22 protein-coding genes are annotated in these 25,826 nt (G+C 47.2%); 9 read left to right on the top strand and 13 right to left on the bottom strand.

The features are described from left to right. Positions 1-2 precede the first annotated feature (2 nt). The 7 genes from Q4Q49_RS06060 to Q4Q49_RS06030 all read right to left on the bottom strand — a co-directional run bounded on the left by Q4Q49_RS06060 (position 3) and on the right by Q4Q49_RS06030 (position 6,069). Positions 3-347 (bottom strand): DUF2956 domain-containing protein, encoded by a 345-nt coding sequence (locus Q4Q49_RS06060; RefSeq protein ID WP_106649661.1) that lies wholly within the window; start codon positions 345-347, stop codon positions 3-5. A gap of 202 nt (positions 348-549) precedes the next feature. Then, the gene (locus Q4Q49_RS06055; RefSeq protein WP_311998886.1) at positions 550-1,422 is read right to left on the bottom strand and encodes a heme ABC transporter ATP-binding protein; all 873 of its coding nucleotides are present in this window, start codon (positions 1,420-1,422) and stop codon (positions 550-552) included. 10 nt (positions 1,423-1,432) lie between these two features. After that, a complete protein-coding gene (locus tag Q4Q49_RS06050; RefSeq protein WP_311998885.1) occupies positions 1,433-2,449 on the bottom strand; it encodes an iron ABC transporter permease in 1,017 nt (338 codons plus the stop codon). Between the two features lie 163 nt (positions 2,450-2,612). Beyond that, the gene (locus tag Q4Q49_RS06045; protein WP_311998884.1) at positions 2,613-3,602 is read right to left on the bottom strand and encodes a hemin ABC transporter substrate-binding protein; all 990 of its coding nucleotides are present in this window, start codon (positions 3,600-3,602) and stop codon (positions 2,613-2,615) included. A 261-nt stretch (positions 3,603-3,863) separates the two neighbouring features. Then, positions 3,864-4,301, bottom strand: a complete 438-nt coding sequence (locus Q4Q49_RS06040; RefSeq protein ID WP_311998883.1) for a biopolymer transporter ExbD — start codon at positions 4,299-4,301, stop codon at positions 3,864-3,866. Then, positions 4,298-5,053, bottom strand: a complete 756-nt coding sequence (locus tag Q4Q49_RS06035) for a MotA/TolQ/ExbB proton channel family protein (RefSeq protein ID WP_311998882.1) — start codon at positions 5,051-5,053, stop codon at positions 4,298-4,300. Before Q4Q49_RS06035 ends, Q4Q49_RS06040 begins: the two co-directional genes overlap by 4 nt. A 164-nt stretch (positions 5,054-5,217) precedes the next feature. Next, complete coding sequence (locus Q4Q49_RS06030) at positions 5,218-6,069, bottom strand: TonB family protein (protein WP_311998881.1); 852 nt, start codon at positions 6,067-6,069, stop codon at positions 5,218-5,220. A gap of 362 nt (positions 6,070-6,431) precedes the next feature. Here Q4Q49_RS06030 and Q4Q49_RS06025 point away from each other — a divergent pair, with 362 nt between their 5' ends. The 5 genes from Q4Q49_RS06025 (at position 6,432) to tnpA (ending at position 12,470) form a co-directional block, all read left to right on the top strand. Then, positions 6,432-8,522, top strand: coding sequence for a TonB-dependent hemoglobin/transferrin/lactoferrin family receptor (locus Q4Q49_RS06025; protein ID WP_311998880.1), 2,091 nt, complete (start codon positions 6,432-6,434; stop codon positions 8,520-8,522). Between the two features lie 33 nt (positions 8,523-8,555). Then, positions 8,556-9,137, top strand: coding sequence for a heme utilization cystosolic carrier protein HutX (gene hutX, locus Q4Q49_RS06020; protein ID WP_311998879.1), 582 nt, complete (start codon positions 8,556-8,558; stop codon positions 9,135-9,137). A 38-nt stretch (positions 9,138-9,175) separates the two neighbouring features. After that, entirely contained in the window at positions 9,176-9,733 is a 558-nt protein-coding gene (hutZ, locus tag Q4Q49_RS06015; protein ID WP_115335335.1) for a heme utilization protein HutZ, read from the top strand. Between the two features lie 219 nt (positions 9,734-9,952). Continuing rightward, positions 9,953-11,857: an ABC transporter transmembrane domain-containing protein gene (locus Q4Q49_RS06010; protein WP_311998877.1), complete on the top strand. Its 1,905-nt coding sequence runs from the start codon at positions 9,953-9,955 to the stop codon at positions 11,855-11,857. 175 nt (positions 11,858-12,032) lie between these two features. Further along, positions 12,033-12,470 carry an IS200/IS605-like element ISSod23 family transposase gene (tnpA, locus tag Q4Q49_RS06005; RefSeq protein ID WP_012088248.1) on the top strand — a complete coding sequence of 146 codons (438 nt, stop codon included), beginning with the start codon at positions 12,033-12,035 and terminating at the stop codon, positions 12,468-12,470. 143 nt (positions 12,471-12,613) lie between these two features. Here tnpA and Q4Q49_RS06000 read toward each other — a convergent pair whose 3' ends face one another. The 3 genes from Q4Q49_RS06000 to Q4Q49_RS05990 form a co-directional block, all read right to left on the bottom strand. Next, entirely contained in the window at positions 12,614-14,215 is a 1,602-nt protein-coding gene (locus Q4Q49_RS06000) for an AMP-binding protein (RefSeq protein ID WP_311998876.1), read from the bottom strand. A 348-nt stretch (positions 14,216-14,563) separates the two neighbouring features. After that, the gene (gene ccoG / locus Q4Q49_RS05995) at positions 14,564-16,036 is read right to left on the bottom strand and encodes a cytochrome c oxidase accessory protein CcoG (protein WP_311998875.1); all 1,473 of its coding nucleotides are present in this window, start codon (positions 16,034-16,036) and stop codon (positions 14,564-14,566) included. 172 nt (positions 16,037-16,208) lie between these two features. Next, the gene (locus tag Q4Q49_RS05990) at positions 16,209-17,669 is read right to left on the bottom strand and encodes a sigma 54-interacting transcriptional regulator (protein ID WP_311998874.1); all 1,461 of its coding nucleotides are present in this window, start codon (positions 17,667-17,669) and stop codon (positions 16,209-16,211) included. A gap of 381 nt (positions 17,670-18,050) precedes the next feature. Between Q4Q49_RS05990 and Q4Q49_RS05985 the strand changes: the two genes are divergently transcribed. Beyond that, positions 18,051-20,654, top strand: coding sequence for a TonB-dependent siderophore receptor (locus Q4Q49_RS05985; protein ID WP_006085836.1), 2,604 nt, complete (start codon positions 18,051-18,053; stop codon positions 20,652-20,654). A gap of 122 nt (positions 20,655-20,776) precedes the next feature. On the opposite strand, the gene Q4Q49_RS05980 is transcribed toward Q4Q49_RS05985, so the two are convergent. Continuing rightward, entirely contained in the window at positions 20,777-21,328 is a 552-nt protein-coding gene (locus tag Q4Q49_RS05980; protein WP_006085835.1) for a thioredoxin family protein, read from the bottom strand. Positions 21,329-21,563: 235 nt separating this feature from the next. On the opposite strand from Q4Q49_RS05980, the gene Q4Q49_RS05975 reads away from it, so the two are divergent. Together Q4Q49_RS05975 and Q4Q49_RS05970 are read left to right on the top strand one after the other, a co-directional pair. Continuing rightward, positions 21,564-23,105, top strand: coding sequence for a S10 family serine carboxypeptidase-like protein (locus Q4Q49_RS05975; protein ID WP_311998873.1), 1,542 nt, complete (start codon positions 21,564-21,566; stop codon positions 23,103-23,105). Positions 23,106-23,238: 133 nt separating this feature from the next. Further along, complete coding sequence (locus Q4Q49_RS05970) at positions 23,239-23,853, top strand: LysE family translocator (protein ID WP_283629896.1); 615 nt, start codon at positions 23,239-23,241, stop codon at positions 23,851-23,853. Between the two features lie 89 nt (positions 23,854-23,942). Here Q4Q49_RS05970 and Q4Q49_RS05965 read toward each other — a convergent pair whose 3' ends face one another. Together Q4Q49_RS05965 and Q4Q49_RS05960 are read right to left on the bottom strand one after the other, a co-directional pair. Continuing rightward, the gene (locus Q4Q49_RS05965; RefSeq protein ID WP_106649673.1) at positions 23,943-24,263 is read right to left on the bottom strand and encodes a DUF3144 domain-containing protein; all 321 of its coding nucleotides are present in this window, start codon (positions 24,261-24,263) and stop codon (positions 23,943-23,945) included. Between the two features lie 73 nt (positions 24,264-24,336). Continuing rightward, entirely contained in the window at positions 24,337-24,900 is a 564-nt protein-coding gene (locus Q4Q49_RS05960) for a prepilin-type N-terminal cleavage/methylation domain-containing protein (RefSeq protein WP_311998872.1), read from the bottom strand. Between the two features lie 187 nt (positions 24,901-25,087). Between Q4Q49_RS05960 and ung the strand changes: the two genes are divergently transcribed. Next, a complete protein-coding gene (ung, locus tag Q4Q49_RS05955; protein ID WP_311998871.1) occupies positions 25,088-25,753 on the top strand; it encodes a uracil-DNA glycosylase in 666 nt (221 codons plus the stop codon). The last annotated feature ends 73 nt before the right edge of the window (positions 25,754-25,826 follow it).

The raw sequence follows: 25,826 nt of genomic DNA, 5'->3' as shown, positions 1-25,826 counted from the left end.
AATCACGTCATAACATAATAGGCGGCAAATCCTGCCCAACTTAGCACGAGTAGGGCGATAGCAACCCAAGTGGCTCGGGTGAACTGACTCTGGGAGTCGATGATTTCGTCAGCATCGTCTAGATTATCTATGTCATTCACTGTGCGAGCTTTTGCTTTCAACTGTTGTTTACGGGCTTTATCCCGCTCACGGGCTTTAGCTTTAAGCAGTTTTTTATACTCGGCGATGCCTTTTTCAATCCCTTGGGCAATGAGCTTAGTTTGCTCTTTAGTTTGTCCTGGCTTTTGAGTGGCTTTGGCTGCGGCCAGTGCTTCTTGCTGAGTTTCTGTCGAGATAGTGGGTTTCATCTGGAAGTTGCCTAAATTGTTGCCGTTTGAGTTAATGCGGCTTGAGTTAACGCACTTGCGGCTAAAATAGGCTCGTTAATATAAGAGCCAATATGCCCGCGAAGCTGCTCGCTCATTCGTTAGTCAAAAGCGAGCCCAAAGTGTTATTGCCAGATTATACCCGCATTAGACATTAAAACTTACAGCCAATATCTTCATTTCATTAAAAAATCAGTGGATGCCCGCCTTCTGGTGCAGCAACGTATACTGGTTCATAGTCCCATACATCACGAATGGTATCGACCGACAAGGCTTTTGCTGGCGTGCCTTCGCTCACTATTCGCCCTTGTTTTAATACGATTAATTGATCGCTATAGCGAGCGGCTTGGTTAAGGTCGTGCAGTACCACTATCACAGTGTACGCGTGCTGATGAGCTAAGTTTTGGGCTAACTCAAGCACTCTGTGTTGCTGAGCGAGATCTAATGCCGATGTTGGTTCATCCAATAATAGTATGGGTGGGAACGGCGATTGACTGAGTTGAGTTAAGACGCGGGCGAGCTGGACTCGCTGTTTTTCGCCGCCTGATAGCGTTGGATAACTGCGCTTGGCGAGATGGGTTAAGCCCACTTGCGCTAGCTGCTCGGCAACTAACGCTTCACCCTCTTTGTTACTGATGGTTAAGGGATATAAACCCATAGCCACCACTTCGGACACAGTAAAGGGGAACGTCAGACTGGCGTGCTGTGGCAGTACGGCTAAGGATTTTGCCAGCTCGCGCCTCGGCCAATCCGCCAGTTGGCTATGGCCTAGGCGGATACTTTGCCTTGGTGTGCTGATTTCTTGGCAAAGGGCTTTGAGTAGCGTCGATTTCCCCGCGCCATTGGGGCCGAGTAGGGCGGTTACTGCACCGGGTTTAAATTGCACATTAATATCGCTGAGCACCGTTTTCTGCCCAATGCTGACATCGAGCTGACTAATGCAGAGCTCAGTGCGCTCAAACTGTGCATTAGCTGAATGAGTTAGATGTGCTCTTGATGCTAATTCAGAATCTAAATTTGACTCTGATCCTGATTCGGCATAGGAAGTGGCAGTCATAACGCCTCGCTTAGATGAGCTTACTGCGTTGTTGCAGTAGTAAGAAGATGAAGAATGGCGCACCGATGAGCGCGGTCACTAACCCAACCGGTAACTCTGCTGGTGGCAAGAAGGCGCGAGCGCCGATATCGGCTAAGGCTAATAGGGCTGCACCTAAAAGGGCGCTGATGGGCAGCAGTTGGCGATGATCTGGCCCTAACATCATCCGCACTAAATGCGGCACCACTAGGCCGATGAAGCCAATAATGCCTGTCGCCGCGACACTTACGCCAACGCCTAAAGCGCAAAGTAAAATGAGTCTCAGCTTAAGCTTATCGACATCTATCCCTAAGTGACGCGCTTCGGATTCACCAAGTAGCAAGGCATTGAGCGCCGCCGCATCTTGGCGAAATCGCCAGCTTAGTAATGCTAAAGTCACGAGACACAGGCTGACATACATCCACTGCGCACCTGCTATCGAGCCCATCTGCCACAAGGTTAAGTCACGCAGCGCCATGTCGTTGGCAAGATACGTGAGCATGCCAATTCCTGCGCCTGCCAGTGCCGCAATAGCAACCCCTGATAGCAGTAACAACACGACCGATGTTCCGGTTGGGCTACTGGCGAGGCGATAGACAACAAGGGTGGTGATTAAACCCGATACAAAGGCACTGATGGGGATCATGAATGGATTTACATTGGGTAACAGCACGATACAGATGGCCGCGCCAAGAGCTGCGCCAGATGACACCCCGATAATACCGGGATCGGCCAAGGGATTACGAAACAGTCCCTGCATCACTGCGCCGCATTGAGCGAGCGTGGCGCCCACCGCCAGTGCCAATAATGTTCGCGGCAGGCGAACAGTGTTGACCACCAGTTGTTCGTGGGGCGCAATATTGCCGATGTTTTGCTGGGTCGCCCAATTAAGCACTGCGCTTAGGGCATCCACTAGGCTGATACTGACAGGCCCTGTGCTGACCGAGAGTAAGCAGCTTAGGGCTAACAGTGTGACTAAACCGGGCCAGAGCCAGCGATTGAGGAACATCTCAACTATCCTTTCTATTTTTATCAGGTGACTAATCTGGTGTGTGAGTCAGTAGTGCAAGTCTGCGAGTCCGATTAGTGGCTCATACAAGCCATTCAAATAAGTGACTCATATAATCAATATGAGCGCACCTGATGATTGACGGTATTCTTTACTATGCAGGTTACTGGTTTTGCTTGAGCAATGTACTGGCGAGCGTATCGGCGGCGCTAATCGCACTGATGCCTAAGCCGCCGAGAAGCGCTTGTGGCGGCAGCGTTTGAATATGGCCGTTTTTACCCGCGGGGGTATGGGCAATTAGCGGCATCTCTTTTATCAGTTCTTGGGCAATTTGCGCGTTGGTTTGCTCGGCGGGTTTATCGCTGCGCTTTGACAGCAAGATAATGTCGGGCTGCAAGGACAAAATCCCTTCCTGAGACATACTTTTGTAGCCATCAAACTCGGCGATATTCTGTGCGCCTGATAGCGCGATAATAGTATCAGCGGCAGTGCCTTTACCGCCGACCCGTGCGCCACGGCCTTCTTGTAGCAGCATAAAGAGGATTTTTGGCTGAGCGCCAGCATCGCTTATTTGCTGTTTTTTATCCGCCAAGCTTTGCAGTTGTTGATGTAAGTCCAGCTTTAACTTAACAGCGTTATCAGGACGATTGAGTAATTGACCTAAGGTATCCACATTGCTCATTAGCTGCGGCTCATCGTTCGTTGCGGGTAACTGCACAACTTGGATATGGGCTTGTTTTAATACATTGAGGGTGGTCTCAGGCCCCATGACATCCGAGCCGACAACGAGTGTTGGCGAGAGGGCGATAATGCCTTCGGCAGAGAGCATTCTGTGATAGCCAAGCTTAGCCACATGGGCTAAACCTTCAGGTACATAGCTGGTGGAATCTATGGCGATCAGCTCATTACCCGCATCGAGGGCGAGCACGAGCTCAGTGACGCCCGTGCCCGCACTCACGAGTCTTATCTCATGTTCAGATTCAGCACTAAAGACGCTGGACGATAGCAAAGCTGCAAATGCTGAGGCGATAAATACCACTTTGCTTAATGGCTTAAATCGGCTTAACGGATTAAATGCGCACTTAGGCTTATGCGGATGGCCAAGGGCGCTAGTATCTATTTTTAATGACATTTTAGTTGCTTGAAACAACATGGTTGAACTCCTAATACAAACTTGTTCGCTACAGGCTTAGTTACTGTTTCTAACATCTGACTTTCAAAATGGTAGCTTTAAAAATCAGTATGTTAAGTTCAGTAGATTAAGATCAGTAAGTTAAAAGTCGTGGTTTACTGCCTGCATCTTTTCGTGTTGGTTTTGGTCTTTAGCTAGAGAGGCTGTACTAGCTGTGTCTCTGGCTCATTATTTAGCTTGCTCATTTGGCTTTTGGGGGCAGATAGCGGGCTTGGCAACGCACTAATGCTCCATCAATATTTGGGTCTGACTGATTGACAGCGTCTGCAACAGCGCGAGCAGTTGCATCAAAGGTTCCACGGGCGCGGCCTTATCGGCGGCAATAATCACGGTCGCCTCCGGCATAGTGTTAAAATGTGCGGTAAACGCGGCGGTAAAAGTCGCTAAATCATCAAATGTCTCACTATCGATTGCCCAATAAGGCGCTGTCGCCATGATATTGATGGCAATCGTTGGCTTATTGTCGATTGCAGTGATGGCCGAACTTGGGCTTTGCGGCACATCTACCGGCAAGCTGAGTAGTTGGGTGTTTGCCGTCAGCAGTAGAAATACCAACACGATAAAAATAATGTCGATTAACGCGGTTAAATCTAGGCTCGGAAGTTGCTCAGGCGAAGCAATGCCTGCCTGCGAGCGCGGTGATGCATCTGCACTTATCATGTCTGTGGCTCAATCTGGGAATGAGAGTTGAATGCCGACTTTTGCGCAGTGCTGCTGTTGCTGACTTTGCTGAATGCTTGGTATTGATTGCTATCGATTGAAATATCTTCGATACCCGCTAACCACAGATTGAGTTGATTGAGTACATGCCCTGCGCGCAGACATTGTCCTTGAGCCCAAATGCCAAAGAGATGGGCGGCGGTAATGGCGGGCACGGCGATAATAAGTCCGGCAGCTGTGGTGTTCATCGCAAGACCGAGTCCTGCGCTGAGTTGAGCTGGGGTAACAGGTCCTTGTGATTGCCCAAGCTGAGCAAACATGTCGATGAGGCCTAGTACGGTACCAAGTAGGCCGAGTAATGGACTGATAATGCCAATTACTTGTAAAACCTTGAGTCCGGCTTGCAAGTCGCGTTGCTGTTTGTTGAGCCACAGACTGAGTAATTCTTCCCTTAGCACTTTGGGCTGGTGGACTTGTTTGAGTAACAAGGTCGCGCCACGGGCGAGTAAATCTTGCTGTGCGCTGGTTTGCGCTAGCAGCGCGCTGACGTTTTCAGTGGTCGCCGTCGAGCTTGATTGACGCAATGACATTACCCAAGCCTGTTTTTTCGGCCAGATTGACAGCAGAGTTTGATGCAAAAACAAGGCGCTACGTTCAAGGCAGATCATCAAGGCCAAAAATGCACATAACAACAAGGGCCAAGTTAGCACGCCAAGCTGAGTCTGTAGGGTTGAAAAATCAGTTATGGGCATTAAGCCTCTCCAATCGATTGAAAAATCAGTTTTATACGTCAGTGAGTGAATCAAAAAGTGAGCTTTACTATGGCTCACTATTTAGCGCTTTATCTTTTGTTCCGCAGGCTTTCCTGTTGCCTGTTTTCCTATGGCTAGCTTTTCAGCGATAAGATTGAGGCCCGCTAGTTAAGCGCGAAACGAATAGGCACTCTGACCTTGTAGTGACTCGCTAACCTTGGCGTCGGCGCCGCAAATTGCCAGTTTTCAACCGCAGCGATTGCTGCTTGATCTAGCAGGCTGAAGCCTGAGCTTTTTACTAACGTCAGTGCCAGTTGCTCGCCAAGTTCGTTAAACATCACTTCTATGGTTGCAGTGCCTTCGAATCCTTTCTTACGTGCTATTCGCGGATAAGTCGGTTGCGGTGGCGCTGTAGCAAACAGCGGTTTGGCTAATTCCACTATGTTGGTTTGGAGGCTGTCGTTAAATGGGGCATTGTCAGCGGCTGCACTGTCTACATTTTGAGTCGCTTTTGCATCTAGTTCGGCTGCGTTAGCGATTAAATTCGTTGGTTCTTGTGTTGTTTTTGGCTCTATTTTTTGTTCAACATGTTTGGGGTGCTTATTTACTAAAGCGTTCGTTGCTAAAGGATCCGCATCTGGATGATTTTTAGTCGTAGGCTTTGCGACAGAAGATTTCTTAGCTAACTGGCTGTCAATTCGTTGATCCGCTTTGGCTTTTTCTACAGCCTCGATAACCGTCTTATCGACAGAGTCTGCTGTTGATACTTTTCGTGCAGTGCTGTTTACGCTTGCTAGCTTGGATTCTGTTTGCGTTATGGGCTCGACATTGGCGTTGTTGCTTGTCGCAGCAGAAAAATTGAGGGTGACACGATTCGCGCTGGGAGCGTTCGATGCTTGATTTGCACTCGATGCTTGGGCGCTTTGCAGCATAGTGATAGCAGGCTGCGAGGCGATAACACCCGTTTGGATGGCAACAGTTAACACGCCAAAGGCAAGATATCGTTTCGGTGTCACAGCAACCTCTTTTTCCCAATAAAGCACTTCTGCTCATTTATCTTCGCTAATTAAGATATCTCAATATAAACAAGATCGCAAATGATAATGATTTGCATTTGATCTATTTTGTTATCTCAGGTAGAGTGCCTGCAATAGCTCGAATGAGCGCTTAAAAAACAGCTAACCCGGTAATTCATCCTACTTTATGGGTACAGATTGTCTTGGACTCTGCCTGGAAAGGGCTCAAGTTTGAAAGAGCCTAATTTGGAAAGGAGCATCTGTAACAGACTTAATCTTAAAAGGATTGGTGTCTGGAAAGAGAGTCTGGGATCAGTATTGAATTGCACGGGAACAGCTGATTATCACTTGAGGATGAAGAGATGAAGAAAAAGCCGTTAGTGATCGCCATGGCGATAGCACTGAGCAGTACGGCCCTAAGTTTTACGTTAGCGGCAGAAGAAAATGTTAAGCCTGTTGTGCAAGGTGATGCGGATAAAAAACTCGTTACGACAGAGTTTGATGAAGTGTTAGTAAGCGCAACCCGCATCAGCGAGAAATCCTCCGAAACCAGCCGCAGCGTAGCCGTGGTGGGTGAAGAGCAACTTGCGGTTGCTCAAGCATCATCCGTGGCTAATGCCCTTAAAAACGAGGCCAATATTACGCTGACAAATGGCCCAAGAGCTTCATCTCAAGGGGTTGAAATCCGTGGTTTAAGTGGCAGTCGAGTACTGCAGACGATTGACGGAGCGAGACAAAATACCGGCTCTGGCCACAGAGCAACTTACTTTATGGACCCTGAGTTGCTGAAATCCATTGAAGTGCTGCGCGGTCCAGCCAGTAGTTTGTGGGGCAGTGGCGCACTGGGTGGCGTCGTCGCGCAAAATACTAAGTCGGCACAAGACTTTTTAGCGCCAGATGAGACCTTTGGTGGCTATTTCAAACAAGGTTATGAAACCAATGGCTCGCGCACTAAAACCAGTGGCGCGATTTATGGTCAACAAGACAGTATCGATTGGTTACTGAACGGCTCTTACACCGACTCAAACAATATAAAAACCGGTAATGACGAAACCCTAAGCAACAGTTCATCTAATGGCAGCAGTGGTTTAGTCAAATTCGGTTGGCAAGCCGATGAGGCGTCACGCTTAGAGTTATCGGCGAGAGTCAATAAGATCAATGAATTAGTGCCAAGTAATCCTTCTGCGGCAGCCAGTAATTCAATACCTTTAGTGCGTCGCAAGACAGACGATCAAAATATCACCATAGATTACAGTTTCAATCCAGCCAATAACCCGTATCTGGATACTAAGATGCAAGTGTATTGGAACAGTACCGACTACGATGAAGACCGTATTACTAAGGGCCAGCTAGACAGCACTGAGTATCGTACAGTGGGCATTAACCTTAATAACAGTTCGCGCTTGGGCAATACTTTATTGACCTACGGCGTTGATGGCTTTCGCGATACCATAGAAACGACGCGTGATGATTCGGGTCAAGTGGGCCAGCGTCCGGGAAATATTGATGGTGAAACCACTGTATGGGGCGCTTTTACGCGGGCAGATATTGAGCTGACTAAGACGTTAAATCTGGATGCAGGTCTGCGTTATGACAGCTTTAAAAATGACAGTAACAACCTCAATTTATCCTCCGATGATAATGAGTTATCGCCATCGCTAGGGCTAGTTTGGCAGACTCAATCTTGGTTGACCTTAAGTGCCCGTTACGATCAAGCCTTCCGCGCACCTTCGGTTGAGGAAATGTATTCTAGTGGCACCCATTACTGCATTCCACCTATTCCGGGATTTTTGCCCCAAGGTCTATGCAACACCTTTGCGACCAATCCAGATCTCAAGTCTGAAAAAGCCCGTAACAAAGAAATCAAAGCAGACTTACGTTTCAGTGAGTTAGCCGGTGATGATGAATTAGCGTTGACGTTCAACATTTTCCGTAACGATGTGGACGATTTCATCGTGCAGCAAGTGTCTAATCCTTGGCATGGTATTCCTGGGTTCGAGCAAACGACCTCATGGAATAACGTTGAGGATGCACGTTTAACAGGTTTTGAAATAAGCGGTCGTTATCGTATTGGCCAAACTCGTTTAGCGATGAATTACGGCCAAACCCATGGTGAAGATCGTCAAACGGGCGGCGATATTGAAGGTATACCCGCCAATAAATTCAACGTCGATTTATCCCAAGGCATTATGGAAGGCGACATGAAACTCGGCACTCGCGTTACCTATATAGCGACGCAGTCGAATACACCTGACGGTTATAGAGTGGCGAAATACGACGATTACACCCTATGGGATGTGTATGTTGCATGGGAGCCTACTATGGGCGCCATGGCGGGTGTGAGAGTGGATTTTGCCATCGAAAACATCGGCGACGAGAAATACCTACAAGCGTGGCAAACCTTGTATCAACCGGGCCGTAATATGAAGTTATCGGCGCGATATATGTTCTAAGTCACTCTATAGCTACCAGCTGGAGACAGTAAAATGAAGATGACACTCGATACTGAGTTTGATGTTGCGCCAGATTTAGGCTCTGAGCAACGTCAGCTAAGTGAGCTGCAGGCGCAACTGCGACAACGATTTGAGCAACAAGTTGATTTAATGCCAGCGCAGCTCGCCAGTGAATTAGGCATTGCCGAGCTCGAAGTCGTTGCCGCCTTGCCGCCCGAACAAGTAGTGTTTGTCCCGTTAACTCAGCTCGATGCCTTACTACAAGCCTTACCCGAATGGGGAAAGTTAACCACTATTGTGATGTTGTCGGGCAGCGTATTTGAATTTAAAGGGGATTTCCCACAGGGAAAATATGCCCATGGTTATTATAACCTTTACAGCAAGGGCGACGGTTTGCACGGGCATCTCAAATTAGATGCCATGCGTGGCATCGCTTTGATCAGCAGACCTTTTAGAGGCAGCGAGAGCCATTCGATTAACTTCTTCGGCAGCGAAGGTGAGGTCGTGTTCAAAGTGTATTTAGGTCGCGATAAACAAAGGGCGCTGTTTCCTGAACAAGTTCGCCAATTTAAAGCGCTCGCGACTGCCTTTGCCTCGGTGCAATCACACCTCTGAATTGCAGCATTTACAAAAGTATTTAAGGAACACAGCAAATGAAGCCTGAAATGACCGAACAAGAACAACGATTAAGAGACAAGCTTTTACCTGAGATAGAAGCCTTTAAACAGCAAAGGGAAACCTTGCAACTGGCCACGCTAGGTACAGATGGCCAGCCTAATGCGAGTTATGCCCCCTTCGCACTGGCTGATGATGGTTTTTATATTCTAGTGAGTGACTTAGCCCGTCATGGTCATAACTTAAAGCACTCATCTAAGGTCTCTGTGATGCTTGTTGAAGATGAAACTGCGGCCAAATCGGTTTTTGCCCGCAAGCGTTTGACCTTCGATGCGATTGCCGAGGCCGTGCCTCGTGATACGCCCGCCTTTATTAAGGGCGTTAGTGTGTTATCGGCCCGTTTTGGTGAAATGTCCGATAACCTTGCGGCATTAACCGATTTTAACTTATACAAGCTCGCGCCCCATCAGGGTCTTTACGTGAAAGGTTTTGGCCAAGCATTTAGCCTGAGCGGCGCAGAGTTGTTAGATGTGGATTGGAAGCGTGATGGCCACCATGGCACGCCCAAAACACCGGAAAATCAGCAAGTCGCTTAAGTCGTGCTAAGCGATGGCAATAAAACCAACCCGCACTCGCTGCGGGTTGGTTTTATGCTTTTCTTTTGAGTAAAACCACGCTTTGCCCTTGAATTTTCCCGCAACAGGTAGCATCTCACTGATATGCTTTAAGCAAAGCTGCGCGGTTAACGGCTTGCAGATACCCAGTTCAGGTGAATGTTATGCTTGAATTGCCGTTCCCTACCGAAGGATACCCCAGTGACAGAGCCGACCGTCGAATTAACCAAATCACCAAACCCCATTAAAGCGGGCGCAGAGCCATTGCCTGAAAAGTTAATTCCAGTCACGCCTACAATAAGCGCTGATGCTTCGAAGGTTAAACCAACCTCGGCGCAGCAAAGATCGGTATTGCCTTGGATTATGGGGTTTCTTAAACCCTACAAACTGAAAGTCGTCGCGGCGATTATTTGCTTGATGATAGGCTCGCTCGCTTGGCTATCATTGGGCCAAGGTGTGCGCTTAATGGTTGATGAAGGCTTTGTGCGCGACAATGCGCAGCGGCTGAATGAAATCATACTGTTAGTGCTCGGAATTACCGCCGTCAGTGGCACAGCTGTGTTTTGCCGCTTCTATTTAATGACTTGGCTCGGCGAGCGGGTCAGTGCCGATATTCGTCTAACTGTTTACAATCAACTGCTTAAACTTTCGCCCGCCTTTTACGCTAAGGTTCGCACCGGCGAAGTGATCTCCCGTTTTACCGCCGACTCTACCTTGCTGCAAACCGTGGTGGGCTCGAGTTTATCTATGGCATTGCGCTCAAGTGTGACCGTGCTTGGCGGTTTAGCCATGATGGGGATCACCAGCGTTAAGATGACCTTATTAGTGTTATTGGCCGTACCTTTAGTGTTGGGACCGGTGATCTTTTTCGGCCGTAAAGTGCGTACGCTGGCGCGAGAAAGCCAAGACAGGGTTGCCGATCTCGGCGCTTATGTGGATGAAACACTTCATGAAATTCATACGGTACAAGCCTATGGTCATGAAGATAAAGACCGTAGCCTATTCAATACCCGCGTTGAAGATGTGATGTCTGCGGCAAGCGGCCGCATTCGTTACCGTGCCTTGCTGATCTCAACCGTGATGTTTTTAAGTATCGCGGCGATTGCTATGGTGACTTGGGTCGGTGCCCACGATGTGATGGCGGGTAAGATGACGGGCGGCGAGCTATCCGCCTTTATGTTTTACGCTGTGATGGTTGCAGGCGCAGTGGCGACCATTAGCGAAGTGATAGGCGAAATTCAGCGGGCTTCTGGCGCCGCCGAGCGTTTAATTGAACTGGCTGAAACGCCAGTGGATATTCCCGTTGCAACTCATCCAGTAGCGTTACCCGCCAAGGTCAGTGGCGAGTTAGTGATAGAAGGACTCAACTTTGCCTATCCAGAGCATGATGCCTTAGTGCTAAAACAGCTCAATATGGCCATTGCCGCGGGTGAGCGGGTCGCCTTAGTCGGCCCAAGTGGCGCGGGTAAGAGTACCTTGTTCCAGTTATTGCAGCGCTTTTATGTGCCTAGCGCTGGCAGTATTCGACTGGAAGGAATTGATATTGCTAAGCTTCTGCCACATGACCTACGGGCGCAGTTTGCTTTGGTGCCGCAGGACTCAGTGATCTTTGCGACCAGCGTACTTGAAAACGTGCGTTATGGCCGTGTCGATGCGACTGAGCAAGAAGTGATAGATGCTTGTATCGCGGCCCGTGCCCACGAGTTTATTAGCGAATTTACTGACGGTTATCAAACCTATTTAGGCGAGCGTGGTGTGCGGCTTTCAGGCGGACAAAAGCAGCGGATCGCCATTGCGCGAGCGATTTTAGCCGACAGACCCATATTGTTACTCGATGAGGCGACCAGCGCTTTAGATGCGGTAAGCGAGCAGAAAGTGAAGCAAGCGCTGGACGTATTGATGGCGGGTAAAACTACCTTGATTATTGCCCATCGCTTATCGACGGTGATCAATGCCGATAGGATTTTTGTGTTCGATAAGGGCGAGATTGTTGCCTGCGGGCGCCACCAAGAGTTGATGCAATCGAATGCGTTATATCGTGAATTTGCCAGTCTGCAATTGTTAACCGAAGAGGCCAATGCCAGCGCCTTGAATGAGACCATTTAGGTAAAATAAAACCCAGTTGCTAGCTGAAACGCTCAAGCTAGCTCACTGGGTCTTTTATTGTCATCCCAAAACCACCGCCTCTGGCGGTGGTGATTGTTCCTTGAGGCTATAGCCTGAATTACGCCCATGCTAAAAGAGACTTCTTATTCACCACAAGTAAGAGGAAACGAAAAGCATGGGCGATTATAGAAGTTCATCACATGTTTATTGGCGTTGCAAATATCATATTGTTTGGACTCCGAAGTACCGTTTTAAAATATTAAAAGGAAACCTTGGTAAGGAGTTATACAGGTCAATTTATATCCTTTGCAATATGAAGGGTTGTGAGGTTTTAGAATTAAACGTTCAGATAGACCACGTTCACTTGGTAGTCATAATCCCGCCGAAGTTGTCAGTATCAACGCTGATGGGAGTATTGAAAGGAAGAAGTGCGATAAGGCTATTCAATAAATTCCCTCATGTACGCAAAAAGCTATGGGGCAATAGCTTTTGGGCCAGAGGTTATTTTGTAGATACAGTAGGGGTTAATGAAGAAATCATTAGACGATATGTGCGCCATCAAGATAAACAAGATCAGGAACATGAGGCTCAATTGTCGTTGCAGATGATGTAGTTTTTTGAATAGCCCCTTCCAGGGGCAAGTCAAAGCCGCCTTCTAAGAAGGCGGATTCTTTACTGTGCGTTTGTTGCTAAGCTTTGTTAATCAGCTTTGTCTTTAAGTACGGCACTTTAAGTACTGCACTTTAAGTGCGGTCTCTAAGCTTTATCTTTTAGCTCGCGGCGCAGAATTTTTCCTACGGTACTTTTAGGTAATTGCGTCATAAATTCAATGACTTTTGGCAATTTATAGGCGGTCAATTGCTCGCGGCAATAGGTTTGAATGGCCTCTTTTGCCTGTTGATGATCTTGGCTATCATCCTTGAGCACGATAAAGGCTTTAACCGCTTCGCCCGAGTGTTCATCTTTTACTCCCACCACGGCGCATTCGATCACACTTGGATGGCTCGCCAGCACGTTTTCCACCTCGTTGGGATAAACGTTAAAGCCTGAGACTATGATCATATCCTTTTTGCGATCCACAATTTGATGGAAACCTTCCGCTGTTGCTATGGCAATATCGCCGGTTTTGAAGAAACCATCTTGAGTCATAGCGTTGGCGGTTTCCTGCGGATTATTCCAATAACCCCGCATCACTTGTGGCCCACGCGCAGCTAATTCTCCCGCTGTACCTAAGGGCACTTCAAGGTTGTTTTCATCTAAGAGTTTAACTTCAGTGCCAATCACAGGTTTACCAATAGTGCCAAGTTTTTGATAACCGGGCGCATTGAGTGAAATCACTGGCGAAGTTTCAGATAATCCATAACCTTCGCTGATCATATTACCTGTCGTCTGTTGCCAAATATTCGCCGCTGCGGCAGTGAGTGCGGTGCCGCCCGAGATAGTGATTTTTAAGTGGCTAAAGTCCAGTGCCTTAAACTCGGGTTGATGGCATAGGGCGACAAACAGGGTATTGAGTCCTGCAAATCCCGTGAAGGGGTATTTGGCGAGTGTCTTAATTAAGCCACTAATATCACGCGGATTTGGAATTAATACCGAGCAACCGCCGCACTCGAAATACAGCACTAAGTTCACCATAAACGCATAAATGTGGTAAATCGGCAGCGGCGCAACAAAGATATCTTCCCCTTCGGTGATCACGCTCGCGATGCGGGATTTTACCTGCGCCGCATTGGCGAGCATATTGCCGTGGGTCAACATGGCACCTTTCGATAATCCCGTCGTGCCACCTGTGTATTGCAACGCCGAGAGGTCGTCGAGATTGGAGATAAATCGGCTAAAGGTAAGGTCAGCACCTTGTTTTAAAATCTGACAAAACTCGACATTCTTAAGCCCTGTTTTTGGCTGCACATGCGGATCGATCAAATCTAAAGGATGGGTGGAGATGACGAGTTCTATTTGAGTACTGTCGATGACTTTGGCCAAGGTCGGCAATAGGTCGGATAACACCACGAGCGCTTTAGCACCAGAATCATTGAACTGATGAATAAGCTCGCGCTCGGTATATAAAGGATTCGTGTTAACAAGGATTAGCCCAGCCCTGATTGCGCCGTAGGCCGCGATGACAAATTGGGTGATATTGGGCAATTGAATGGCGATGCGATCGCCCGGTTTGAGTGTGGTCTTATTCTGTAAATAGGCGGCAAAGTAACGAGAGTCGCGTTCTATCTCATTAAAACTGCTGGTTTTACCAAGGCAGGCATAAGCGGGTTTATCGCCATAACGTAGGCTGGTTTTCTCGATCAGATCGACCAGTGATGAGTAGTCTAGTGTGAGTTGAGAGTCTTGATCGTATGCCATGCTGAACTACCTCAAAGATGATGTTTATTAGTTGTTATTATTCTGGAGTTAAACAGGTGTTTAGATTAGAGGGTGTTAGCACTAGAGGTCAATGCTTATCGCGAAAAACATCGCTATACCAGTAACGGTATCTTTATGTAACAAATAGTATTTTTACTCTAAAGCTCAGGCGTTAACGATAGCGTAATTATCGTGTCATCGATAAAGCACTAATAGTGCGTGAGTGGAGATCATTCGAGATCTGTCCTTTGAGGATTAGTGCTTGATTTAGAATGGCGCTTAGGTTGATCCCCCAAGCGCCGATTTAGCGGTTAATGTAGACGGTTACCGATATTAACCGCTAAAAGTCTAGGGACTAAAGAATCCGGTTTCTTGACTCACTTGCTGGCTTGGCTGTTTCACATCCGTCACCGAGAATTGGATCATTTTGCGTCCAGAGGGGATGGCATCCTTATCGGCTAATACTGTGACGGGATAGTCTACTTGTTCACCCGCAGCCAAGGTAATAATAGGATCGGCAATCAAGCTGAAGGGCATTTCACTGTCAACAGCGAGTTGATACTGCTTAGTGTCCTGCGTTTTGTTGCGGATCTTCAGCTGATAGGTGTTTTCAATCTTATTGTCAGCCGTTTCGCGGTACAGGCTTTGACGGTCTCGGATCACGTTAAGCTGGATTTCGCTGCGGCTATTTAAATCTAAACCTATCACTATCAGCATGATCACGACCGCTGCGCCGTAGCCTAAGAATCGCGGCGAGCGCCAATAGGAGTAGCTGACTCCCTTAAGATCATTCTCACTCATGTAGCCGATAAGGTTCGGTTTATAATCGAATTTCAACATGGTTTCATTACAAGCATCGACACAGGCACCGCAGTTGATGCACTCATATTGCAAGCCGTTACGAATATCTATTCCTGTTGGGCACACTTCGACACATAAATTACAGTCAACACAATCACCAAGATTACTCTCTCTGAGATTGGTTTCTTGCTTACGTTTACGTGGGCCGCGGGATTCACCGCGCTGTGCATCATAGGTCACGGTTTTAGTGTTGGCATCGAACATTACAGCTTGGAAACGTGAATAGGGACAGCAATGTAGACACATTTGCTCGCGCATCCAGCCCGCATTCAGATAAGTACAAATGGCGAAAAACCAGACCCAGCTTGTCACCCAAAAGCTAGCATTGCCCGTAAAAATGTCGATATAGAGTTCACGGGCGGGAATAAAATAGCTGATAAAACCACAGCCAGTGAGCAGGGCGGCGAGACCCCAAAGTAAGTGCTTGGTGCTTCTTTTACCGATTTTGCTGCCAGACCAGGACGCTTTGTCGAGTTGCTTGCGTTTGTTGCTGCTGCCTTCGATGCGCGTTTCTATCCACACATAGATAAAGGTCCACGCAGTTTGTGGGCAAAGATAGCCACACCAAACGCGGCCCCAGAATACGGTAATAAAAAACAGACCGAAGGCGGCGGCGATAAAAATCCATGCGAGTAGGGTAAAGTCCTGTGGCCAGAGCGTGATGCCAAAGAAGAAAAACTGTTGCTGGCTGATATCTAACAATATCGCTTGGCGGCCATCGATTGAGATAAACGGCAGGGCGAAAAACAACACGATCAGCAGGCTATTCATCATGGTTCGCAGGCGCTGAAAATCACCTTTCTGCTCACGAAAATGGATGTTGCCAGAGGGCGTATTGCTCCCTGTTGCAGTTTCGCTGGAGAGGATTTTAATCGGAATGTGCAGCTCGACTGAGGAAGGTTTCGCGTTCACACTCTTATTCACACTTGGAGAATTGGGGGTAACTTCGCTCTTGGGCATAAAGGGTCCTAACGGCTTAAATAAGATTCGCCTCCCTATAGCAAGCGCTAGGCCAAGTTTTAACTGATTCAACCTTATGATATATATGGTTATTTTATGGTGCGAGCTAAGTGGTAGTCGCGATATATCACACATTGGCGATATATCGCGTTTTTAGCTTGTGTGGTTAGAGTTATATTTCACTCGATTGACGTTGGATCCCCAGTTTTGTCATCCGCGATCTTAACGTACTTGCCGGAACGCCTAGCACATTCGCCGCGCCGAGTGGACCGGATATTCGCCAGTTTAAGCGTTTAAGGGTCTGTTCTATATGTAAGGCTTCCGCTTCTGCTAAGGTTTGGCCTTGTGCTTGAGCTAAGGGGTTGTTGCTCGGCATCGCATGGATCTGCAGAATATCGCCTTGGGATAGAATGGCTTCGCGTTCGAGAATATTTTGCAATTCGCGCACATTGCCCGGCCATGTGTAAGCCATGAGTTTTTGCAGCCCTTTTTGGCTCACACCGCGGATTTTTTTGCCTAACTTACGATTCAAGCTGTGCAGTATATGGCTGACGAGTTCGGGGATATCTTCGATCCTCGCACGCAGTGGCGGTACTTGAATTGGGAATACATTCAAGCGGTAATAGAGATCCATCCGAAATAATCCTTGCTCGACTCGCTTGAGTAAGTCGTGGTGACTGGCGGCGACCAAGCGAATATCTACTTGAATGGTTTCGCTGCCTCCGAGGCGTTCGAAGGATTGCTCTTGGATGACCCGCAGTAGTTTTGATTGTGCTTCTAAACTGAGTTCTGCCACTTCGTCGAGGAACAGTGTGCCTTGGTGAGCAAGTTCGAAGCGACCTTTACGGCGGCTGGTGGCACCGGTAAATGCGCCTTTTTCGTGACCAAAGAGTTCACTTTCTAACAAGGATGCTGAAAACGCGGCGCAGTTGACACTGATCATAGGTTTATCTTTGCGGCGACTGAGTTGATGTAAGTTACGGGCAACGAGCTCTTTTCCTGTGCCATTTTCACCACAAATGAGCACAGTACTGTCGGTATTGGCTACCATATGCAATTGCTGGATCATGTGGCGGATCACGCTACTGCCACCCGAAATATCCACATCACCCGTTTTGTCAGCTAGTTCTGCCTGTAGGTAATGATTCTCGGAGGCTAGTCGCTCCGAGAGCGCTTGCACTTGCGCCAACGCTTGACGTAATGACTGCTCCGTTTGCTTTTGGATACTAATGTCACGAAATATCGCGACTACGCCAATGAGTTCATTATCACGGTAAACGGGCGTAGAACTGTAATGCACGGGAAAGCTACTCCCATCTTTACGCCAGAACACATCATGGGTGATTTCGCGGGTAATGCCATCCTTTAATGTGTTGTAAATTGGGCAATCTTCTTGGGGATAATGGCTACCATCGGCATGGCTGTGATGATGACAGTTATGGATATTTTTGCCCAGTAACTCTTCATTTTTCCAACCTGTCATGCGTTCAGCCGCGGGATTGATAAACACCGCATTCCCGCTTAAATCAAATCCATAAATACCTTCACCGACAGCGTTAAGCAGTAACTGATTTTCAGGCAAGAAATGCTTATCGACTGATTTTTGATTATTGACCGAAATCTTATTTGTCATCTGCGGTACTCAAGCTTGGCTGGTATTGCCCGAGTATACCTTAAGTTGCATGTCGCGATATATCGTGTCTTTGATTGAGTTAGTGAGTATTTCCCACTTTATGGTGACTTATGGGTTTTACATTTTGGCGCCCTAAAGTGCATTTTACCTAACGACACACCTTAAAAAATATTCACTTATAACAAACTGATCTAAAAGAGAAATGACTAATATTCATTCAAAAGTCTGATTTAATATTGGATATTGTCTTATTTATGTTATAAAAATGTTCTTGTTATGTAAAAAATAACTTTGTATTGACCGTAGTTGCAAGGTTTAGGGATGAGAATCGCATAAAGCAGGTCAGGTATTCTAAAAAAATAATAAGCAGTTGGGATGAATATGATGACCTCAAAGAAGCAGAAGTTTGGATTAAGTGCAGTCAGTTTGGCGATTACATTAGCTTTGTCTGGTAGCTTCATTAGCCCGCAAGCCATGGCTGAGGAAGAAGACGCTGCTGTTAAAAATGAAGGCGTGGAAAAGATTGCGGTTGTTGGTTCACGTGCGGCACCACGCTCAATCGGTGATTCCCCCGTTCCAATTGATATTATTAGTAGTGACGACTTAAAAAAGAATGGTTCGACTGACATGATTGATATGTTGGTGACCTCAGTACCTTCGTTTAACTCGCGCGCTCAACCCATCAGTGATGCGGCAACCTTAGTACGTCCCGTTAACTTACGTGGTTTGCCATCCGACAGTACTTTAGTGTTAGTCAATGGTAAGCGTCGTCACCGCGCAGCTGTGATTGCGTTCCAAGGCGGCGGCATTAACGATGGTGCTCAAGGTCCTGATATTTCGGTTATTCCTGGTTCTGCATTGAAGCAAGTCGAAGTGCTGCGCGACGGCGCTGCGGCGCAATACGGCTCTGATGCGATTGCAGGGGTCATGAACTTTGTCTTAAAAGATAATTCCGATGGTGGGTCCATCACAGTGACCCAAGGTGAATATTACGAGGGTGACGGTGCCACGACCACAGTCGAAGGTGATGTTGGTTTACCGTTGACGGATAATGGCTTTGTTAACTTAAGCTTCCAGTATAAAAATGCGGATGCAACCAGTCGTAGTGTGCAGCGTCCCGATGCGGCTAACTTAGCTGTGCAGGGCAATACTGCGATTAATGACCCCGCTCAAGTATGGGGTAATCCTGAAATCAATGATGACTACTCAGTGTTCATCAACTCAGGCTTAGACATTAATGCCAATATGCATGCCTATGCCTTTGGTAACCTGTCATCCCGCGATGCTGTGGGGGGATTTTATTATCGTAATCCGCAGGACCGCAGTAATGTGTATACCCCTCCTGAAGGCGGTAATTTATTAGTCGGAGCTATAAATGGTGATCAATCGTCTTGTGTGGTAGTGCCAATTCCTAAAGTTGATACAAACAACGACGGTATTCCCGATGCTGATGGTAACGTCTTAGATACCGATGCTTATAAGGCCATGGTTGCCGATCCCAATTGCTTTGCTATGAACCAAATTTTCCCCGGTGGTTATACACCGCAGTTCACTGGGACCATTGAAGATATGTCTTTCTTCGCTGGTGTAAAGGGCGATATCGGCGAGTGGAATTACGATTTCAGCGCCGGTACCGGTAGTAACAAAGCCAGCTTCGGCCTTAAAAACTCGTTAAACCCATCATTGGGATTAGATACCCCAACTGATTTCGATACCGGTGCCTATGAGCAAGTTGAAACCACAGTTAACTTAGACTTCTCGCGTTTTATTACTATAGGCGGCATCGAAGACATTAGCTTTGCTTCTGGTTTTGAATGGCGTAATGAGTCGTTTGAGATTTTTCAAGGTGATGAAGCCTCGTGGATTGCTGGCCCCTATGCCGAGCAAGGCTTCAGCATCGGCTCGCATGGATTTAAAGGTTTTGGCCCTGAGTCTGCGGGTAAAAATTCCCGCCACAATATTGGTATTTATACGGATTTAGAAGCCTATTTAAGTGATGACTGGTTACTCGGTTTAGCGCTGCGTTACGAAGACTTCTCTACCTTCGGCGACACTTTAAATTACAAGCTGACGGCGCAGTATTCCGCAACGGATGAGTTGTCGTTCCGCGCTTCACACAGCACGGGCTTTAGAGCGCCAACGGTGGGTCAAGAAAACGTTGTCAATACGCAGACATCGATTATTGATGGTCAGTTGATCCAGACCTTTATTGCACCACCCACCGATCCTTTGGCGGCATTCTATGGCGGGGAAGTGTTAAAGCCTGAAGAGTCAATAAGCTATGCATTAGGTGCTGTCTATGAGTACGAAAACTTTTTCTTAACGGTCGATTATTACAACATTGGTGTAGAGGGTCGTATTGCGCAGTCGAGTAAGATTGATGTTAAAGCTGAAGATTATGATGCGCTGCGTGCGGCGGGGGTTGAGTTCCCTGAGTTGATCCAAGGCGTGAGTTATTACACCAACGACTTTGATACTACCACTCAAGGTATCGACATCGTCGCCTCCTATGATGCGGAAATTCTGTCGGGTAATGCTAAATTCAGTCTTGCCTATGGTTGGACCGATACCAGCGTTGATAAATTCGATCCCGAAACCACTGATGAAGGCAAGGTTCGCCGTTTAGAAGATGGTATTCCTGCACACCGTGCAACCTTGACCTGGGCGCAGTCATGGGATCAGTTAAGCATGTCACTACGTGGTAACTACTTCGGTGAGTACTATGCGACTCATGCTGATGATACCTCTGATTGGGGTTCTGAAATGGCCGATGCTGCTGTCACCATAGATTTGGAAGTGAGCTATGAGTTATTTGATGGCTTAACCCTGGCGGTAGGGGCAAATAACCTATTCGACCAAAAAGCGCAAAAGCTGAAAGTGGGCGATGATTACGCTTATTCTCAACTTGGTGGCGTTTACTATGAAAGTGGGCCGTTCGATTACAACGGTGGCTTCTACTATGGCCGTGTAAATTACCGTTTTTAATGAGTAAGCCAATTTATAGAAGCGATTTCTAACCCACCTTTCAAGAAATTTGGCTTTTATAGATTTGAAGTGAAGTGAGCAAAAAGGCTGCAGTGCAGCCTTTTTTATTGGTTGTTTTTCCGTTAGCTGCGATTCGTTTGTGCGGCAGCAAGGCCATTCAGCACATCACTCATACTGAGTTTTGACGGCAAAAGAATGCCATTGGGTGCGCTTGGACCGTAGATTTTATTGTAGGGCGTACCAGGTACACCTTCATGGCGCATATAGCTTTCAATCGTTTTGTTGGCCTCACTCCAGTTGCCTTGCATCAGGATAATGTTGTCTGCCATTAAGGCATTCACAATTTGTTCCCTGTGGGTGACTTCGGCTTTATTGGTTTGGCAAATGGTGCACCAATCTGAAGTGATATCGACAAACACTGTATAGCCTTGGGCAACCAGAGGCGCAATTTGCTCGGGCGCTAAGGTGTGCCATTGCAGTTTTTGATAGGCTTGATAATCCTCGCCTTTATGCACAAATCCAATAATAGCGCCAAGTCCTAAGGCGAAAAATCCCAGTACAAATATCACCGCCAGCGGTATGGTTTTTCCTTTTTGTCTTTGCCAAATCAGCAGCAAGATAGCGCCGATTAATAGACAAAGAATGACAATACTGATCAGAGTAATAGTGCTCATAAAATTTCCTGCTGGAGAATGGCGTGCCTTTATTAAACATAGAGGCTTAGGAATACAGACTTAGATTCGTGCTTATCTTAGCGGTTAACGGCTTAAATCAGCGTGAATTTATGGGATTTCATTTGAGCTGCCCTTTGACGCATTCAGTTGCAATTGTGTTTTGCGCCTGCTGTTGAGTCTTTGTAAGCTGGGCAAGATGATAGTTACCGCTATAACAAAAATAAAAGGAAATAAGATGACACCTTTACTATCGCGTCGACGCTCGTCGGCTAGGCCGCTTTGGTCATTATTACTGTTGCCGTTGATCGTATTCTGCTCGAGCCTGAGCTATGCCGAACCCGCCAAAAAGGCCGAAGATAAAGCCGACAAGCTTGTCCCTGAGGTGGTTAAAACCGAGCATAAGATGACGATTCAAGGGCAAAAAGTCAGTTACCAAGCGATAAGTGGCGAGATTATTTTAAAGGATGATAAAGACGAGCCGCTGGCGAGTATTTTCTCTATTACCTATTTACGTAACGATGTTAAAGATAGCAGTACACGCCCAGTCACTTTTATCTTTAACGGCGGTCCGGGTTCGGCCTCACTTTGGTTGCACATGGGCTTATTCGGTCCTAAACGTGTGGTGGTACCAGATGCAAAGGACGATGGCGCAGCACCTTATCGCATTGAGTCAAACGATTACTCTATGCTCGATGAGTCCGATCTTGTGTTCATCGATCCCGTAGGTACTGGCTTTAGCCGCGCTTTGGGCGATAAAAAAGGTGCGGATTTTTGGGGCGTGAAAGAAGATGCCCAGTCGATAGCCGAGTTTATTCGCCGCTGGTTGATTGAGCATAAACGTTGGAACTCCCCTAAATATTTGGCCGGCGAGAGTTACGGTACTACTCGCGCGGCAGCACTTGTGAATGAATTGCAGGGAGGTTGGACTGACATTTCGGTCAATGGAATTATGCTGATTTCATCCATTCTCGATTTTAGTCATGCCCGCTACCAACCGGGTAATAATCAACCATACATTGGTTTTTTACCGACCATGGCGGCGACGGCTTTTTACCATAATAAAGTCAGCGCTGCGGATAAAGCCTTGGGGCTGGAGGCCTTTATTGAGGAGGCGCGCCAATTTGCGATCAAAGATTATGCCCTCGCGTTGTTGCAAGGCAGCCGCTTAACACCCGAGGCATATCAAGCTGTACGTCAAAGCTTGGCGCGCTTTACGTGTTTAAGTGAGCACTATTTAGATCGTGTTAATTTGCGCGTGAGCGCCAGTCGATACACTAAGGAGCTGCTCAGAGATCAAGATTTGACGATAGGACGCTTAGACAGCCGCTACACAGGTAAAGACTACGACAGTGGCGGCGACTCAACCGATGATGATCCATCAGGTTATGGGATTGATGGCGCTTATACTGCTGCCATGCATCAATATCTGTATGACGATTTGGGCGTGACCTTATCCCGTCCTTTCAATGTACTTTCTGTTGATGTGAACCGGAGTTGGAATTGGAATATCAGTGGCAAGCAGATGCACTATGTCAACGTCGCGCCTTATCTTGGCCAAGCGCAGCGTGAGAACAAAGATCTGCGGATTTTTGTCGGCAACGGTTACTTTGACTTTGCGACACCATTTTTTGCCACCGAAAATACCTTTGCCGATAACGGCATAGATAATAGTCGTGTGAGTATGCATTACTATAAAGCGGGGCACATGATGTACGTTGAGCCCGAATCCTTAACTCTGTTAGTGAAGGATATCCGTGCTTTTTATCATCCTAAATAGCCGTTAATTTATCGACAAACGGATGGATTAGCGTTAACGCCTTAATGGCGCAATGCTAGAATAGCAAACAAGTTAAGGCCCCAGAGTTTATCTACATCAAAGGGGCCTTTTTATTCGGCGTAAGGTGTGTTCAATGAGTTTTAGTACTTGGTTAGGTTTATTGGCTATTTGTTGTTTGGGGGCTATGTCGCCGGGCCCAAGTTTAGCTATGGTGGTGCGCCATACCTTAGGCGGTGGACGGGGCAAGGGTATAGTTTGCGCGTGGGCACATTCAATGGGCATTGGGATTTATGCGTTGGTGACGTTACTCGGCTTAGCCGTCGTACTTAAAAAGGCGCCCTTAGTCTTTAATGGCATTGCGATTCTCGGTGCTTTGTATCTGGCTTGGATGGGAGTTCAGGCGCTGCGTTCCAAGGGCGGTATGCAAGCTAAATTGGCCGCAGGGGAGGCGACAGATACCTTGACCGCCGCCCGTGATGGTATCGCCATTTCCTTATTCAATCCTAAAATCATGCTATTTTTCCTCGCATTATTCAGCCAATTCGTGATGGTGGCCGACAGCATGACAGCTAAAGCCTTAATCGTTTTTACCCCATTGGTGGTCGATGGCCTTTGGTACACGCTTATCGCTTTATTGTTATCCCACTCAAGCGTGTTGCCTAAGTTACGGGAAAAGGCTGGGTTAATTGATAAGTTGTCTGGCGTGGTATTGATACTGCTAGCGATCCGCGTGGTGTACACGCTTTAGTTACTTATTGCAGGTCATCTGTTTCAACAAACAAAAACGCCATCAATCGATGGCGTTTTTTATGTTTTCGCTATGCATGAAGGGCGTGCTTAGCCTTTAAACATTTGCACTGAATTGTCGGTCTCTTCTGCCACCGCTTCTTGGAGAATCGGCGGATTCGCGATGTGATCGTCTAAGTTGTCACTCAGCATTTCTTTGAATTCACTGCTAAACCATTCTAATGCGCTTTCTTTCTCGGCGCCGAGATCCGCTGATTTAATCGCGGCTTCGAAGGCGTTAAAACGTGCCGCGGCAAAACGCAGTGCCGTGCCAACTTTACCTACATCTGCTTCTTGTTGGCTTAGCTGATTGGCTAAGGCAATAAACTGATCGGCAAGTTCGTAAATGGTGGTGTTGCTCGTGTCGGTCATGGCGTTCACTCTAAAAAGTAACAGATTAAAGTTCGATTCTAACTTAATTGACGTAAGAAGGAATCGTCAGGCATTAACTATTGGGATCTGTGTCGGTAATGACGACTCCGGTTTGGGAGTCATAACTGATCGAGAGTTTGTCGTTTGTTCGATAGAAATAAGTGCACTTGCCAGGATTGGTATAACTGGCTTTGTAGTCGGTTTCTGTCGCATCAACATTTAAGCGCGAGACACTCGGTTGAGTATTTTGGAATAACACTTCCCATACTGAGATACAGTCTTCGACATTATCAAGCGACGGAGAGGCTTCATTACCAAAGATATAGTGCTGTGCAGGCCAGCCGAAGGCGTTGAAATCCACTTGTTCTGATTGCGCCGTGCCAAATACGGGTAAGTCTTCTTTTGGACCTGAGCCCACTTTTACCGCCCAAACGGAGCGCGCCAGATTGATGGCTGACTTAAAGCCACCGCCTGCGGCTTTGACTGTGGCGATTTGCGCATCTTGCTGCACATTGATAAATTTTGGCAGGGCCACTACCGCTAAAATACCGAGCACTATGATGACCACCACAAGCTCTACTAAGGTGAAACCCGTTTGATGTCGTTGTATCAATTTATCAGAATGTTGGATCATCATGGCGTATTAGACAGTGCGAGAATGGGCGCACTATAGCATTTAAATTCGAATGTTTTAAATTGAAAGTCTTAAAGTGAAACACTGCAAACATAGCCTTATCACTCATCGACAAGCATAACCTTCAAACTTGCCATTCTACAGCAGGACTTTTAAGCTAGCCCGATAATAGGATTGAGGAAGTAAAATCGTGACTCAGGTGACATGGCAAACATTTATCGATGGGCAAAGGGCTTTGCCTTATTTTCAGCAACTAAGTGCGTTTGTAGACAATGAACGTAGGGTTGGGAAAGTGGTTTATCCACCCGAAGCTGATGTTTTTAATGCTTTTACTATGACTCCGCTTGAAAAGGTCAAAGTGGTATTGATTGGCCAAGATCCCTATCACGGCCCAGATCAAGCCCATGGTTTATGCTTTTCGGTTAAGCGCGGTATTAAACCGCCGCCTTCCTTAGCCAATATGTACAAGGAATTAGCGACGGATATTGATGGCTTTACCATTCCATCCCACGGGGATTTATCCGCATGGGCGGAGCAGGGGATCTTAATGCTCAATACGGTATTAACCGTTGAGCAAGGTAAGGCACATTCCCATGCCAAAGCGGGCTGGGAAGTGTTTACGACTGCAGTGCTGGAATTATTGAATCGCCAGACACAGCCGGTTATCTTCGTGCTTTGGGGCAGTCACGCCATCAAAAAAGGTCAAGTGATTACTGCACTGCAACATCAAGTGCTTACTGGGCCGCATCCTTCACCTTTATCGGCTTATCGTGGTTTCTTTGGCTGTGGGCATTTTTCTCAAGTGAATCAATTATTACTTGAGCGGGGCGAGGCGCCGATCCGCTGGCAGGTTTAATCTTAGGGTTGCGAGTTTGAGGCAATAAAAAAGGTCTTACTGAGTAAGACCTTTTCTTTGGGCTAAAAATGAA

This window comes from Shewanella sp. SP1S1-7, assembly GCF_031932105.1.
GTDB lineage: Bacteria > Pseudomonadota > Gammaproteobacteria > Enterobacterales > Shewanellaceae > Shewanella > Shewanella baltica.
Note: the sequence above shows the minus strand (reverse complement) of the source record. Positions and strands in the feature narration are given on the sequence as shown.

What these genes read in the sequence shown, in the direction of transcription:
- Q4Q49_RS06060 (WP_106649661.1), bottom strand. Translation starts at nt 347, where the DNA reads ATGAAACCCACTATCTCGACAGAAACTCAGCAAGAAGCACTGGCCGCA.
- Q4Q49_RS06055 (WP_311998886.1), bottom strand. Translation starts at nt 1,422, where the DNA reads ATGACTGCCACTTCCTATGCCGAATCAGGATCAGAGTCAAATTTAGAT.
- Q4Q49_RS06050 (WP_311998885.1), bottom strand. Translation starts at nt 2,449, where the DNA reads ATGTTCCTCAATCGCTGGCTCTGGCCCGGTTTAGTCACACTGTTAGCC.
- Q4Q49_RS06045 (WP_311998884.1), bottom strand. Translation starts at nt 3,602, where the DNA reads ATGTTGTTTCAAGCAACTAAAATGTCATTAAAAATAGATACTAGCGCC.
- Q4Q49_RS06040 (WP_311998883.1), bottom strand. Translation starts at nt 4,301, where the DNA reads ATGATAAGTGCAGATGCATCACCGCGCTCGCAGGCAGGCATTGCTTCG.
- Q4Q49_RS06035 (WP_311998882.1), bottom strand. Translation starts at nt 5,053, where the DNA reads ATGCCCATAACTGATTTTTCAACCCTACAGACTCAGCTTGGCGTGCTA.
- Q4Q49_RS06025 (WP_311998880.1), top strand. Translation starts at nt 6,432, where the DNA reads ATGAAGAAAAAGCCGTTAGTGATCGCCATGGCGATAGCACTGAGCAGT.
- hutX (WP_311998879.1), top strand. Translation starts at nt 8,556, where the DNA reads ATGAAGATGACACTCGATACTGAGTTTGATGTTGCGCCAGATTTAGGC.
- hutZ (WP_115335335.1), top strand. Translation starts at nt 9,176, where the DNA reads ATGAAGCCTGAAATGACCGAACAAGAACAACGATTAAGAGACAAGCTT.
- tnpA (WP_012088248.1), top strand. Translation starts at nt 12,033, where the DNA reads ATGGGCGATTATAGAAGTTCATCACATGTTTATTGGCGTTGCAAATAT.
- Q4Q49_RS06000 (WP_311998876.1), bottom strand. Translation starts at nt 14,215, where the DNA reads ATGGCATACGATCAAGACTCTCAACTCACACTAGACTACTCATCACTG.
- ccoG (WP_311998875.1), bottom strand. Translation starts at nt 16,036, where the DNA reads ATGCCCAAGAGCGAAGTTACCCCCAATTCTCCAAGTGTGAATAAGAGT.
- Q4Q49_RS05990 (WP_311998874.1), bottom strand. Translation starts at nt 17,669, where the DNA reads ATGACAAATAAGATTTCGGTCAATAATCAAAAATCAGTCGATAAGCAT.
- Q4Q49_RS05985 (WP_006085836.1), top strand. Translation starts at nt 18,051, where the DNA reads ATGATGACCTCAAAGAAGCAGAAGTTTGGATTAAGTGCAGTCAGTTTG.
- Q4Q49_RS05980 (WP_006085835.1), bottom strand. Translation starts at nt 21,328, where the DNA reads ATGAGCACTATTACTCTGATCAGTATTGTCATTCTTTGTCTATTAATC.
- Q4Q49_RS05975 (WP_311998873.1), top strand. Translation starts at nt 21,564, where the DNA reads ATGACACCTTTACTATCGCGTCGACGCTCGTCGGCTAGGCCGCTTTGG.
- Q4Q49_RS05970 (WP_283629896.1), top strand. Translation starts at nt 23,239, where the DNA reads ATGAGTTTTAGTACTTGGTTAGGTTTATTGGCTATTTGTTGTTTGGGG.
- Q4Q49_RS05965 (WP_106649673.1), bottom strand. Translation starts at nt 24,263, where the DNA reads ATGACCGACACGAGCAACACCACCATTTACGAACTTGCCGATCAGTTT.
- Q4Q49_RS05960 (WP_311998872.1), bottom strand. Translation starts at nt 24,900, where the DNA reads ATGATGATCCAACATTCTGATAAATTGATACAACGACATCAAACGGGT.